Below are 14,475 nucleotides of genomic sequence, written 5' to 3' on the forward strand. Positions count from 1 at the left end.
ATGCTGTCCTATCTGCTCAAGCGCTTTGCGCTCATGTTGCCCACCTTGCTCGGGGTGCTGGTGCTGAATTTCGCCGTGATCCAGTTTGTGCCCGGTGGGCCGGTGGAGCAACTGATGTCGCAGCTGAGCAACCGCGAAGCCCAACTGGGCAACCAGGGGCCACGGCGTGCGCTGGAGCCCCAGCAGGTGGAAGAAATCAAAAAACTCTACGGCTTTGACAAGCCCGCGCATGAGCGCTTTTTCCAGATGCTGGGCCAGTTTGCCCGCTTCGATCTGGGCAAGAGCTTTTTCCAGAACAAGGATGTCTGGCAGCTGATCAAGGACAAGCTGCCGGTCTCCATCAGCCTGGGGCTGTGGACGTTTTTCATCAGCTATCTGGTCGCAGTGCCCCTGGGCGTGGCCAAGGCGGTGCGTGCGGGCTCGCGCTTTGATCTGGTGACCACACTGCTGATTTTGGTGGGCTACGCCATTCCGGGCTTTGTGCTGGGCGTGGCCCTGCTGGTGATCTTTGGCGGCCAGCTGCAATGGTTTCCGCTGCGGGGGCTGACCTCTGCCAACTGGGAAGATCTCAGCCTGATGGGCAAGGTGGTGGACTATCTCTGGCATATCGCGCTGCCGGTGACGGCCATGGTGGCCGGCAGCTTTGCCGTCACCGCCATGCTGACCAAGAACGCCTTCCTGGAAGAGATCCGCAAGCAATATGTGCTGACGGCGCGGGCCAAGGGCCTGTCCGAGCGCCAGGTGCTTTACAAGCATGTGTTTCGCAATGCGCTGATTCCCATCATCACCGGCTTCCCCGCCGCCTTTATCGGTGCCTTCTTTGCCGGCTCGCTGTTGATCGAAACCCTGTTCTCGCTCGACGGCCTGGGCCTGCTCAGCTACGAAAGCGTGATGCGCCGCGACTATCCGGTGGTGCTGGGCTCGCTGTTCTTGTTCACCCTCATCGGGCTGGTGACCAAGCTGGTCAGCGACCTGTGCTATGTATGGGTAGACCCGCGCGTGAAATTCGATTGATGGTGCGACACCCCCCTCAGGCGCTGCGCGCTTTCCCCCCGCTCTCGCATCGCATAGCGATGCGGGCAGGGAGACGCTGCCAGTGCGGCGGGGCGGCCCTTGCGCGGCAGCCCTGGCTGGGGTCACGCCCGTTTTTCGCGTCCTGCCCCGGAATGACCCCTTCCCCCACCGGGGGAAGGTGGGGATGGGGGCTTGTGGGAGCGGGAGAGGAGCTGTTCGAGCGGATGCGGCGCAGGCTGCGCTCAAGCCCTGCGCCGCTGGCGCAAGCGCAGGGCCAGCACGGCGATCAGGCACAGGTTGACCAGCAGCACCAGGCCGGCCTGCCAGCTGGGTTTGTGCAGCAGGTGTGCGATCTCCAGCGGCAGATACAGGCCGCAGGAGAGCACGCCCAGCCATTCGCCCCAGGCCTTGTCCCGCCACAGGCCCCAGGCTTCCAGCCAGCGGGCTGCGGTGTAGGCGCTGCCCAGCAGCACCAGGGTGTGCACCGGCGTGGTGTTGAGGCGGTCTGCGCTTTGCAGCAGCAGGGCCGCAAAGCCGGGGTGGGACGACAGGCCCAGATGGTCCACCCACTCCAGGGCCAGGTGGTGCAGATCGTGGTGCAGCAGACGCAGCAAGCCGAACATGGCGCAGATGGCCAGCAGCCCCTTGAGGGCCTCGAAAATGGCCACGCTGCGCACGGCCTGGCGCAATGCCGCAGTGGAGGAGTCTGTGGTGATGGGCAAGATGGAAATATGCGAAAGCCGGGCCATCCACGCCACAGCGCGGTGCGTGGTGTGGGTATGCGACGCAGTATGCCGTGGGGCATGGCCGAAGGGCAATGCGGGCCGGTGACGGTGCGGCGCGCAGCGCGCCAACAAGGAGAGATGGTATGAAGGTGGAGGCAGGGCGTTCGCCCGCGGCCCGCGCCTGGGCGCGTTTTAGGCGCAACCGGCTGGGTTTTGGCAGCCTGGTGCTGCTGGTGGTGCTGGTGGCCTTCAGCCTGTGTGCCGAGCTGGTCAGCAACGACAGACCGCTGGTGGCGCGCTATGACGGCCAGACCTATTGGCCGCTGTGGAACGACTACCCGGAAACGCAGTTTGGCGGTGACTTTGACACCCCTGCCGACTACCTGGACCCCTTTGTCCAGGCGCAGCTGTCCAAGCCGGGCAACTGGGCCGTGTTTCCGCCCAATCGCTATGGTGCGCAAACCCTGAATTACTTTGCCCAGACGCCCAATCCGGCTGCCCCCTCGGCCGCCAACTGGCTGGGCACGGACGACCGTGGCCGCGACATGCTGGCCCAGCTGCTGTATGGCTTTCGCGTCAGCGTGTTGTTTGCGCTGGCGCTGACGGTGACCGGCGTGGCCCTGGGCGTGTTGACCGGAGCTATCCAGGGATTTTTTGGTGGCAAGACCGACCTGGCCCTGCAGCGCCTGATTGAAATCTGGGGCTCCATGCCCGAGCTGTACCTGCTCATCATCTTCAGCGCCGTGTTCGCCCCCAGCGTGGCGTTGCTGATTCTGCTGCTCAGTCTGTTTGGCTGGATGGGGCTTTCCGACTATGTGCGCGCCGAGTTTCTGCGCAATCGCCAGCTCGACTATGTGAAGGCGGCGCGCGCCCTGGGCGTGCCCAATGGGCAAATCATCTGGCGCCACATCCTGCCCAACAGCATGACGCCGGTGGTGACATTCCTGCCGTTTCGCATGAGCGCCGCCGTGCTGGCGCTGACCTCGCTGGATTTTTTAGGCCTGGGCGTGCCGCCGGGTACCCCCAGCCTTGGCGAGTTGCTCAGCCAGGGAAAAAACAATATCGACGCCTGGTGGATTTCGCTGTCTACCTTTGGCGTGCTGGTGGTCACCTTGCTGCTGCTGACCTTTATGGGCGATGCGCTGCGCGATGCCCTGGATCCACGCAAGGCCATGGATACGCCGGCCACCAAGGAGGGCGCATGAGCGATGTGTTGAACCAGGCCGTGCACATCGCTGCCTCGCCCTTGCTGGCCGTGCGTGATCTGCGCGTGGCCTTTGCCGGCAAGGAAGTGGTGCATGGCGTCAGCTTTGATCTGCATGCCGGCGAAAAACTGGCCCTGGTGGGCGAGTCCGGCTCGGGCAAGACCGTGACGGCCCTGGGCCTGCTGCGCCTGGTGGGTGAGGCGCGCATCAGCGGCCAGGCCTTGCTGGATGGGCGTGATCTGCTCACCTTGTCGGAGCGGCAGATGCGCGCCGTGCGCGGTGACGACATTGCCATGATTTTTCAGGAGCCCATGACGGCGCTCAACCCGCTGATGAGTGTGGGTGCCCAGGTGGCCGAGGTGCTGCAGCTCAAGCAGGCGCTGAGCAAGGCCCAGGCCTGGGCCCAGGCCGTGGAGCTGCTGGCCGCTACCGGCATCCCCGAGCCTGGGCGACGTGCGCAGGCCTATCCCCACCAGCTCAGCGGTGGCCAGCGCCAGCGTGCCATGATTGCCATGGCTCTGGCCTCGCAGCCGCGCGTGCTGCTGGCCGACGAGCCCACCACCGCCCTGGATGTGACGCTGCGCGTGCAAATTCTGGAGCTGCTGGGCAATTTGCAGCGCCAGACCGGCATGGCCATGGTACTCATCACCCATGACCTGCACCTGGTGCGCCGCTTTGCCGACCGCGCCGTGGTCATGGAGCATGGCCATCTGGTGGAGCAGGGTGCGGTGGCCGATTTGTTTGCCGCCCCCCAGCATCCCTATACCCGCAAGCTGCTCTCCAGCCAGCCCCGGCGCCAGGTGGTGGAGGTGGATGCCGCAGTCCCCCTCCAGGCGCCGGTGCTGCATACGCAAGACCTGCGCGTGGCCTATGCCACGCCGCTGCCCGGCGTGCGGGGCTGGTTTCGGCGTGGCGAATTTGTGGCCGTGCAGGGCGCCAGCCTGGCCCTGGAGCCGGGGCGGACGCTGGGCGTGGTGGGCGAATCCGGCTCGGGCAAATCCACGCTGGCCCAGGCCGTGCTGGGGCTGCTGCCTTTTCAGGGGGCGCTGGATTTGACGGGCCAGCAGTGGCAGCAGCCGGCCACACGCAATACCGCCCACAACCAGGCGCTGCGCCGCCAGGTGCAAGTGGTGTTTCAGGACCCGTTCTCCTCGTTGTCACCGCGCATGACGGTGGGCGAGATCGTGGGCGAAGGCCTGCGCGTGCATGCCCCCGCGCTGAAGCCCGAACAGGTGCAGCAACAGGTGCTGGCCATCTTGGGTGAGGTAGGCATGGGCGAGGCGCAGTTTCCGGGGCTGCTGGAGCGCTACCCGCATGAATTTTCTGGTGGCCAGCGTCAGCGCATTGCCGTGGCAAGAGCCTTGATTCTGGAGCCGCAGCTGCTGGTGCTGGACGAGCCCACCAGCGCCCTGGATGTGACCATACAGCAGCAGGTGCTGGCCCTGCTGCAACGCCTGCAGCGTGAGCGCGGCCTGGCCTATTTGCTCATCACCCATGACATGGACGTGATCCGTGCCATGGCCCATGCGGTGCTGGTGCTCAAAGACGGTGCCATTGTGGAGCAGGGCCCGGCGCTGCAGTTGCTGAGCCGTCCGCAGCACCCCTATACGCAAAAGCTGGTGGCGGCCACGCAGTAGGGCAGGGCCTTGCGGTGGCTGAACTTTGTTTTGATAGCTGCCTATGCGCTACTGGAAAGCGTTTGCGGCGGTTTTGATGCAATATTTTCTGCTGCGCTGGCTGCAGGTATTCCCCTTTAGGGGGTGATGTCCACCACGATCTCCCGCGTCGCTGCCCGCCCCGTTTCATCCACGGCGCGCAGCATATGGTTTTGGCCGGACTCGGCCATGGGCGGCAGCCAGGCCAGGCCTTCGCCAGGGGCGGTGCGGCCTATCAGCGAGTCGCCCGCAAACCAGTAAATGCTGTGTGTGCTGGCCGCCGCTTCGGCGCGCAGCACCAGGGGCTCGGGCTTGCGGCTGCGCAGCGTATGGCGCACGCCGCGCAGCGGTGAGGTGATGCGCGGCCCGGCATCATCCGCCGCCTGGTCGCTGGGCCCGTCCTCGCTGCAGTCGGGCGCCTGCAAGCTGGTGCGCGGCAGGCCGCTTTGGCGGAACAGGCGCTGCATATCGCTGCTCCATTGCTCCACCACCTGCTGGCGCGCATGGGGGCCGGGGCCGCACAGCAGCTCGCCGGTTTCCGCATGCACCCAGACGCTGCGGTGCAGCGCATTGGTCTTGATGGGTGACTTGCCGGCGATGAACCAGGTCTTGGTGCGCACGGGGCACAGGGCATCGGGTAGCTCGCCCGTGGCCGCGCAGACTTCAATTTCACGCAGATCGGCGGGCTGGGGTTTGGACAAGGCGCCCGGGTCCAGGCGCTGGGCGCGCAGGGCATCGACCATGCGCAAAAACAGCGGCGCCGCCGCATCCACGCCCACCAGGGCCTGGTTGCTGCTGCCGTCGAAATTGCCCATCCAGACCACCAGCACATGGCGGCCAAAAACGCCTGCCGTCCAAGCATCGCGAAAGCCCCAGGAGGTGCCGGTCTTCCAGGCCACGGCGGGGCGCGCCGGCAGGCCGGTGTCGGGTCTAGGGGCGTGGCGCAACATGTCCAGGGTGATAAAGGCGGCCTCGGGGCTGAGCAGTTGCAAGGGCTGGGCCGGAGGCTGCTCTTGCGGAGTCTGCTCATAGCGCAGCGGCTGGCTGGCGCCGCCATTGGCCAGCATGGCATAGAGACCGGCCAGTTCCTCGGGTGTGACCTCGCCACCGCCCAGCACCAGGGCCAGGCCGTAGTGGGCCTGGCTTTTGAGCTTTTGCACACCGGCCAGGCGCAGAAAATCATGCAGCCCGGGCTGCCCCAGTTGCGCGGCCACGGACACGGCGGGGATGTTGCGGCTGCGTATCAGCGCATCCTGGGCCGAGACCTGGCCGGCGAAGCGCAGGTCGAAGTTCTCGGGGGCATAGGGGCCGAAATGCGTGGGCGCATCCTTGAGCATGGTTTTGGCATGCAGCAGCCCCTGGTCCAGCGCCAGGGCATAGACAAAGGGTTTGAGCGTGGAGCCCGGCGAGCGCTTGGCCTGGGTGCCGTTGACCTGGCCGGCAATCTCCACCTTGTGCCAGTCGGCCGAGCCAATCAGGGCACGTACCTCCATGGTGGAAGCGTCCAGCAGCAGGGCGCTGGCATTGCGCAGACCCTTGTCCGCCTGGGTGCGCAGGTACTGGCCCATGATGCGCTCCAGCGTGGTCTGCATGCGCAGGTCCAGCGTGCTGTGGATCTGCTGGCCGTGCGCGCGGGCCAGCAGCATATCGGTGGCGTGGGGGGCCAGAAAGGGCAGTGCGGAGCGGGCCTGGGCGGGCAGCACCAATTGGGCATCGGCCGCATGCAAAAGAGCCTCGGGTGCCCGCTGCTGCCACAGTGCCAGCAGCCGCTGGCGTGCGGCCTGCAGCGCCGTATTGCCACCCGATTGGTTGCCGCGTTCGGCCATGCGCTTGGCCGGGTTTTGCGGAATCACGGCCAGGGTCAGGGCTTCGGGCAGATTCACATGGGCAGCGGGCTTGCGAAAGTAGATCAGGCTGGCGGCCTGCACGCCCTCGATATTGCCGCCATAGGGCGCGGTGTTGAGATAGGCCTCCAAAATATCACCCTTGCTGTGGCGGGCCTCCAGCCACAGCGCGGCGGCCAGCTGCTGCAGCTTGCCGCCATAGCTGCGGCTGTCTATGCCGTAAACGCGCCGGGCCAGCTGCATGGTGAGGGTGGAGCCGCCCTGGCGCCGCCCGCCGCTGGCCATATGCCAGGCACTGCGCAGCAAGGCCGTGGGGCTGATGCCAAGGTGCCAGAAAAAGCGCCGGTCCTCATACAGCAGCACGGCATCCACCAGCGTGGGCGAGATTTGATCCAGCGGCACCCAGAGCCGGTATTGCTGGTCCGGCGCCAGCGTCAGCCGGAGCAGCTCGCCCCCCCGCGCATACACGGCGCGTGAGCTGCTGATGCCCTCGCGCAAAGGCGTATGCGGCCACAGCCGCAGGCCCGCGAACAGGACCAGGAGCAGCAGCAATGCCAGGCCCACCTGGGCCAGCTTGTGATGTGGGGGACGCAAGCGCATGGAGGGCATCGTCAAGCGCGGCATTGGCGGCATTGCGCCGCCCCCTCACCCCAGCCCTCTCCCCGGAGGGGCGAGGGAGTCATGCCAGGGCCCAGCGCTTGAAACTGGCGCAGCCCATGCCAGGGCTGCCGCGCAAGGGCCGCCCCGCCGCGCCGGCAGCGTCCCCCCGCCCGCATCGCGTAGCGGTGCGAGAGCGGGGGGAAGGCGCGCAGCGACTCAGGGGGGTGTTTCACGTTTTATTCCACCACCTTCAATCGCCCACCCATGGCGCGCGAGAACACTCGCCGGTCATACATGGCTTCGCCATAGGCCGGGGGCACCACATAGTCGCCCACGGTGGAGGCTCTGGCCTTGTAAGTGATTTCGGACAGGTCCTTGCCCACATCGCCATAGAGCACGATGCGGTCCTCGCGGATGTCGGCGTATTCCAGGTTCCATGAGCCCTTGGAGGCCAGGCGTTTCTTCCACAGCGGCTCGGCCTCTTGTTCTTCGCCTTCCTCTTCATCCGCTGCATCGCTGGCGCTTTGCAGCACGGGCTCCAGGCCGCCGGGCAGCATGTCCACCAGGGCCACGTTGGGGATGAGGGCCTTGTCCAGGCTGCGCACCCGCACGCGCACCGTGACCTCATCGCCCAGCTTGACCTGGGTGACGGGCTGGCCCTTGGCGTCCAGGATGTCATGGAAGATTTCCATGCCCTTGTGCAAGGCTTTGTCCGGCACATTGCGCTCAAAGCCCTGCTCGGCCCAGCTGTAGTAGAGCGTGAAGTCGCTGTGGTTGGACAGTTTGAGCTTGTGGCTGCCATCGGGCACGGCGGTGCGCGCCAAGGGGTTGATGCCACCCAGGGCCAAGGCCGTGGCCTGGTTCTTGGCGTTCAAGGCCTGCACATCGAGCTTGCCTTCCACATTCAAGGCCACGGCGTCGAAATAGGCATCCACGGCCAGCAGCATAGAGGCCGAGGACAGGCTGTTGTACCAGCCGTCGCGCACCATGCCGGCCAGGCCTTCCCAGACGCTGGGCTTGAGCGTCTTGAGGCGCTCGGGGAAATGGCGTGCCACCAGGTGCAGCAACATGCTGTCATGCACCAGCGGGTCGTAATAGCTGCCCCACAGCGTGCGGCGTTGCTTGCTGTTCACGCGCTTGAGCAGATCGGCCCAGACCGGATCCAGCAACTCCTTGGCGGCCTTGTCCTGCTTGACCAGCAAATAGGTGGCGGCCAGGTAGGCTGCACCCAGGTCGTCGGACAGGGCTGGCTGGCTGCTCCAGCTCTGGCGCAGATTGGCCAGGGCCGAAGGCAGCACCATGCCCTGGCGGGCCAGCAGGTACACGGCCTGGGCACGCTGGCGCCAGGCATCTGGTGTGGTGCCGCCGTTGCCCAGCCACTGGTGCAGATAGCTGTTGGCTTGGTCCAGCAGGTCCTGGGGTACGGTCAGCTTGTGCTGCTTGGCCTCCACCAGCAGTTGCACGGCATACAGCGTGGCAAAGGGATCGGCATGGCTGCCGCCGGGCCAGGCCGCAAAACCGCCCTCGCTGCTCTGGCGTGTGCGCAGCTGCACCAGGTAGCGGTCCAGCGTCTTGCGTGCCGTGGGCAGCGGGCCTTGCTCGGCCGTGCGGCCGCGCTGCATTTCCTTGAGCAGCTCGGGCCGGGTGGACAGCAGCACGGCCGGGAAGGTCTGGCTGGTGATTTGCTCGGTGCAGCCGTGGGGATAGGCCTCCAGGTATTGCATCAGCCCCGTGGCAAAGGCCCAGGGCGCGGCCGAGACCGCCAGGTCGCTGCGCCGGAAGTTGGGATAGAGATCGGCCTGGCTTTGGAGCTCGCCCGCGCGCTGGAAGCTGCCGGCCTGCACCAGGCTGACATAGGGCGATGCCGGGCGCACGCTGACCTCTTCGCTCAGGCGCGTGCTGTAGCTTTGGTGGCTGGCGCTGAACACCAGGGGGGCAGAGCCCAGCTGGGCCTGGGCACCCGGCTTGGCGCGCACCTTGAAGCGGGCCCGGCCCTCGCCGCCTTCGTTCACGGACAGGGTTTGCGTGGCCTCTCCCACTACCTCCAGCCCGCCCGAGGCGCTGAGGCTGAGCTTGATGGGGGCTTTTTTGCCCGAGCCGCGGATGTTGTTGGCCAGGCCCACGCCCACTTCCACCACATCGCCGGGCGCCATGGCCAGCGGGGCGCTGGGCAGCAGCACCATGTCGCCACGCACCGTGGTCTGTGTGCTTTGGGCGGCAGCCTGGCTGTCGCTGATGGCCACGGCCATGACGCGCAGGCTGCCGTTGAAGCGCTCGGGCACGGTGTAGCTGAATTCGCGGCTGCCATTCACATCGACCAGGCCGGACCAGTAGGCCACGGGCTTGTCGCGTTTGCGCTTGAAGGGGTTGAGGTGTTTGCCTAAAGCGCCTTCACCGTCGCCACCGGGGGCGGCGGCCTGCATGAGTTTTTTGAACTCGGGCAGGATCATGTCCAGCGTCTGCTGGGTGTCGACCTCCAGGGCGCGCTTTTGGAAGAAATGCTTGAGCGGGTCAGGCGTCTTGTAGCGCGCCACCTGCAAAATGCCTTCGTCCACGGCAAACACCACGGCGCGCGTGGGCTTGTCGCTGGTCAGCGTCATTTTCATGGGCTGGCCGGGCTTGATCAGCTCGCTGCTGGTCAGCGTGATCGTGGCGCGGCGCTGGTCCAGCGTGGTGGCAAAAGGCATGACACCGTGGGACAGCGGGCTCATATAGATCTCGTCCGAGGACGGGTCGCGCACAAAATGCACGCTGACATAGCCTGTGCCTTCAAAGTCCTTGGGCAGGGTGATCTTCTGCACCGAGGCGGTCTTGTCGGTCTTGAACCAGCTGTGGGCATAGACCTTGTCGCGCTCTATGGTGATCAGGCCCGCGCCCACATAGGGTGCGCGGATGCTGACCGAGATCTCCTGGCCGGGCGTGTAGTCCTTTTTGTCCAGGGTGAGTTCAAGCTCGGCATTGCGGTCCAGCGAGCGCGTGATGTTGGCGCTGCCGGCCACGCTGTACTCGATGCGGTTGAGCACCTGGTCCTGGGCATTGCGCAGCACATAGGCAAAGTTGCCGGGCGTGGCCGTGTCCAGTTGCAGCTGGCTACCTGGGGCATCAATGGCCCAGGGTTTTTCGTCCAGCAGCACATCCTTGCGGCGCGATTCGTAGCGGTACAGGCCGTTGCCTTGCTTGACCAGCACCGACAGTACCTTGCGTTCCACGCGCTGCAGCTTGAGCGCAGGCAGGGCCATCTTCTGCGCTTGCGGGTTGATGGCAATCAGCTGGGCGTTGCGCACGGCGCTCTTGCTGATGTAGCGCGTATCGCCGTCGAGCTTGACGCCGACCAGATAGGGCTGGTCGCTGACCAGGGTGCGCACCTCGGCCGAGACACTGCGCCCGCCTTCGGGCTCAAAGGCCTTGGCCAGCACCTGTACTTGGTAGGTGGCGGGGGCAAAGCGCGACAGGCGCAGGTCGAACTCGGTCTTGCCGTCGTCACCGGTTTCTTGCTCGCCCAGCTCGTCCTCCTGGCGCTCGCCTTCGTGCTGGGGCAGGTAAAAGCCATAGTCCGCATGGGCACTGAAAGAGGGAAAGGCCGGTGTCAGCGTCATCGTGGCCACCACCTTGCGCTGGGGCGCAGGTGTGCCGAACAGGTTTTGCACATCGACCAGGGCCTTGAGGTCCTGGGGGCGCACCCAGCCCTCAGCGCTTTGGTTGTTGAGCGTCAGCTTGATCTTGCTGCGGTCGGGCAGAAATTCCTGGACCTTGACCGTGGTGCTGCCCAGCAGCAGGCCCTGGGCATCGGGCGAGCCTGCGCTGGTCTGGCGCGGCAGATAGAGGTTGACCGTGTAATTGCCCGTGGGGGCGGTGTCCTCGGTGCTGTGTTCAATTTCGGCAGCGCCGCTGGGGCCCAGGCGCAGTTTTTCACGGCGCACGCTCATGCCACGGGCGTCGGTGATCTCCACCTCCATGGGTAAATCGCTGAGCGAGGTGGACCAATTGCCGGCCTTGACCATCATGGCGATGTGCATGCTCTCGCCGGGGCGGTACATGCCGCGGTCGCTGAACACATAGGCCGTCATCTGGTTGGGAATGCCGGCGGAGCGCAGGCCGCCCACGTCGAAGCGGGAGACATCCAGCGTGCGGTCGTAGCGGTTCAGCGGCAGAAAGCTCAGGTCGCCGCCCTTGCGCACCACCAGCGCAATGGGTGCCTTCTCGCGCTGAAAGCCCGCCAGGCTGGGTACTTTGGCATGGCCTGCGGCGTCGGTGGTTTGCGTGGCAATGGCCTGGCCGTTGCGGCCCCAGATCTCGACCTGAGCGCCGGCCACGGGCTGACCCGTGGCAATGCTTTGCACAAACACATCGCGTGTGCCCGACAGCGATTTTTTAATCACCAGGCCCAGATCGGTGACCAGCACCAAGCGCTGCTCGCCATAGCGCTCCAGCGCGTCGCTTTCGTCTTGTTCTTCTTCGGCCTCGGCTTCTTGCTGCTGGGCATCCGTCTCGGGCTTTTTCTTGGCCTTGGCCGGGTCGTAGCCACGCAGCTTGAGCAGGAAGACGCCACGGCGGTTGTTGGCATCGGCATGCAGATAGCTGCCGAAGTCCACGGTTTCGTAATGGGGCTTGCCCGGGCGCAGGTTCAGGGGTATTTTTTTCTCGAACCGGTCCACCAGGTCATCGGCCTCTATGCCGTTGTAAAAGCGTGGGTTCTCAAAAATGCCCTCGCTCTGCGAGATCAGGTGCTGGAGCTGTGCCGGTAGCAAACGGCCAATTTCCAGCCGTACGCCCGGCAGGTCGCGCACCAGGATGGGCAGCTTTTTCTCGCCTGACAGCGCCAGCAGCGCGCCCTGGCCCACGATGCTCAGCTCCGGTGAGAAGGGCTTGAGTCGGGCGATGCGCTGGTAGGGCTCGCCCATCTGGTAGCCGCCCGGGGTCTTCATGCCCTTGGCCACGCGCACCAGCAGATAGCGCCCGCCTTCGGCCTGGGGGAGACGGAAACTGTGCAGCGCGCTGTGTTCGAGCTCGCTGGGGATCAGCACCGGCGCCAGCTTGCGTGCGCGGGACAGCACTTCATCGCTTACCGCCTCTGGCGAGGCTGACCAGTCAAAATCAGCCGCGTCGCTGCCGGGCTTTTGTTTGGCAGGCAGCATCCAGGCACCGAGCACGCGGGTGATCTCGCGCTCGGGCACGGCCATGGAGGCCGTGAGGTGCAGCACATGCTCGGGTTCACCATTTTCATTGCTGACGATGCTGGGCTCGGCATTGGCGATGGAGAGGCTGTACAGCCCGGGAATCGCCAATTGGTGCACCAGCTTGCGTTCCACGGCAGGTCCGCTGCGCTCGGCCACGCTGCCTTCCGCGAGTCTGAACTCCACCTGGCTGGACTGCTTGGGAATTTCCAGCGGCTCGGATTGCACCGTGACCTGCTGCTTCCACTGGTCATAGCGCACCGTGTGCGCAAGCGGCTTGCAGGCCTCCTGGGGGTTGCGGGCTTGCGCGTTGCAGTCGCCGTAGCGCAGGGCGATGCGCTTTTCCAACTCCGTCGTGTTCACCGGATGGGAAAAGCGCAGCGTGAACAGGGCGCGGCGCACATCGGCCTGGGTGGGGTCTTGGTAGAACTCGGCGCTCTCCAGGTTGACGGTGAAGGCCGGTGCGCTGAATTCGTACTGGTCCTGGGCGATCTCCACATGCGGGGCCAAGGCTTTCTTGCCCAGGCGCACGCGGTATTTCTGGCCAATGGGCCAGTCCTTCTCGGGTTTGAATTCCAGCAGGTCGGCCTGGGTCCAGGTCCAGCTGCCAGCCAATGCGGGCTCCATGCTGATATCCAGGGCTGGTTGGCCTACCAGCTCTATGGGGGCCGCATCGGCCGAGAAACGCAGGCGCGCGGGATTGAACAGGGCGTCGGACTCTATGCGGGTGCGATTGGGCGGCTCCATCGTGGCACTGACCTGTTGGGGGGGGATCTGCTCAGGCGTGAGTCCATGCCACCACTTCAGCACCGAGGGGCTGGCCAGCCAGCCCAGCACCACCAGCAGGGCGGCGATCAGTACCCAGGCCAGGCGCTGCTGCAGCCAGGACAGCAGATGCGCCAGCTGGCGGCCCATAAAGGCCATCCAGGCCGGTGGCTGCCAGGAGCCCATCACCAGACGCAGCAAACGATGCAGCGGAGACCAGCATCGCGCCAGCAGTTGCAGCAGCACGGCACTGGCCGCAGCCAGTTTTTGATTGGCAAGCCCAAACATGAGAGTGGTTCCCGGGATTTGTTGTATGCGATATGCGGGACAGGGACCTCCTGCAGGGAGGAGGTCCTGGCACTGGTGTTCTCAGAACTTCTTCGAGAGCGGAGGCAGAACTCTAGAGCTTATCGAGAAGAGAAGAAGGGGCGTAGTGTGCCGTGGATCGGCTGGCGCTATGGTCTGGTCATCGTGGGTCAGGCCATGCGCGGCATGGGCCGCCCTCGTTTAGTAGCTGCCCGTGGGGTTGACGCCGTCCTGGTGCACCCATTGCATCTGGTCCACCGGAACTCCCAGGCTGCGGGCCTGGTAGAGCAGGCGGTCTTCCAGGCCAGCGGGCAGAAAAGGGGTGCGCGAGAGGATCCAGAATTCGTCGAGCTGTGAGCCCACCACCATGGCCCAGCGGTACTTGGGATCCAGCGCCACCACGTTGTAGCCGCTGTAGAAGGGGCCGAAGCTGGACACCTTCAAGGCGCCTACATCCCGGCCCAGCACGGGCTTGGCGCGGCCGGAGGAGCAAAGCCATTCACGTTTGCGTGGGTCATAGCCCCGGTGTTCCATCCGGATGCTGCCATTGGCGCGGCGCGCATATTCCACCTGTGTGCGCTGCAAGGCCTCTTCATTGCCGCCGTCAATACGGGCCACCTCATACCATTTGCCCATGAAGCGCTCCAGATCGAAATCCGAGACGGGGATCACGGACGCTGGAATGGGCGGGCGGCGCAGTGCATACCAGGCAGCGGCGCCCACAGCGCTCAGGGCCAATACGGCAAGCAGCGACGCATTGCGCTGCAGCCGGGCGCTGCTGGGAAGGGAGAGGTCTTGATCGGGAGCGTCGGGGCGGTGGCGGCTGGGCATGGCATTCGTCCTTGAGACATATCCGTGGGGCAGGCCCACAAGCGATGTATGCGAAAGATGACGCAAGCTTAGGCCAAAGCGGCACTTTCTTGCTATAGCTTCTGAATGTAGGTGTGGCGTGCAGGCTGCGCCTGTAGGCCATTTTTGGTGAAAAGCGTGCGTGACCGGCCCTGTTGGCAGCCTGGGGCCATGGAAAACCGAGAAGGTTGAATACCTTTGATGCATGGGCGAAACAGGACTTGCACACGGATATCAAGGGCTCGACGGGGTCGGAATGGGTGATTGTTGACAGGGAAATGTGCAGACAAGCTTCTATCGCAGGGCAGGATGTGGAAGAATCTCGCCCTTTACCGTTG

7 protein-coding genes are annotated in these 14,475 nt (G+C 65.2%); 3 read left to right on the top strand and 4 right to left on the bottom strand.

The window, feature by feature from the left end; genetic code table 11:
* Complete coding sequence (locus ACA027_RS08500; protein ID WP_370681938.1) at positions 1–1,014, top strand: microcin C ABC transporter permease YejB; 1,014 nt, start codon at positions 1–3, stop codon at positions 1,012–1,014.
* Positions 1,015–1,256: 242 nt separating this feature from the next.
* Here the strand turns inward: ACA027_RS08500 and ACA027_RS08505 are convergent, their stop codons facing one another.
* Positions 1,257–1,736 carry a DUF2127 domain-containing protein gene (locus ACA027_RS08505; protein WP_370681939.1) on the bottom strand — a complete coding sequence of 160 codons (480 nt, stop codon included), beginning with the start codon at positions 1,734–1,736 and terminating at the stop codon, positions 1,257–1,259.
* A 146-nt stretch (positions 1,737–1,882) separates the two neighbouring features.
* Between ACA027_RS08505 and ACA027_RS08510 the strand changes: the two genes are divergently transcribed.
* Both ACA027_RS08510 and ACA027_RS08515 read left to right on the top strand, forming a co-directional pair.
* Positions 1,883–2,944 (top strand): ABC transporter permease, encoded by a 1,062-nt coding sequence (locus ACA027_RS08510; RefSeq protein WP_370681940.1) that lies wholly within the window; start codon positions 1,883–1,885, stop codon positions 2,942–2,944.
* On the top strand, positions 2,941–4,581 hold the full coding sequence (locus ACA027_RS08515; protein ID WP_370681941.1) for an ABC transporter ATP-binding protein: 1,641 nt from the start codon (positions 2,941–2,943) through the stop codon (positions 4,579–4,581). The genes ACA027_RS08510 and ACA027_RS08515 overlap by 4 nt, the downstream gene beginning before the upstream one ends.
* Before the next feature lie 116 nt (positions 4,582–4,697).
* On the opposite strand, the gene pbpC is transcribed toward ACA027_RS08515, so the two are convergent.
* From pbpC to ACA027_RS08530, 3 genes are all read right to left on the bottom strand, one after another.
* Positions 4,698–7,043: a penicillin-binding protein 1C gene (gene pbpC, locus ACA027_RS08520; RefSeq protein ID WP_370681942.1), complete on the bottom strand. Its 2,346-nt coding sequence runs from the start codon at positions 7,041–7,043 to the stop codon at positions 4,698–4,700.
* 236 nt (positions 7,044–7,279) lie between these two features.
* The gene (locus ACA027_RS08525; RefSeq protein WP_370681943.1) at positions 7,280–13,270 is read right to left on the bottom strand and encodes an alpha-2-macroglobulin; all 5,991 of its coding nucleotides are present in this window, start codon (positions 13,268–13,270) and stop codon (positions 7,280–7,282) included.
* 219 nt (positions 13,271–13,489) lie between these two features.
* On the bottom strand, positions 13,490–14,119 hold the full coding sequence (locus ACA027_RS08530; protein ID WP_370681944.1) for a lipocalin family protein: 630 nt from the start codon (positions 14,117–14,119) through the stop codon (positions 13,490–13,492).
* Positions 14,120–14,475: the final 356 nt, after the last annotated feature.

Origin of the sequence: Comamonas sp. GB3 AK4-5 (assembly GCF_041320665.1) — a bacterium.
Classification (GTDB): Bacteria; Pseudomonadota; Gammaproteobacteria; order Burkholderiales; family Burkholderiaceae_C; genus Comamonas.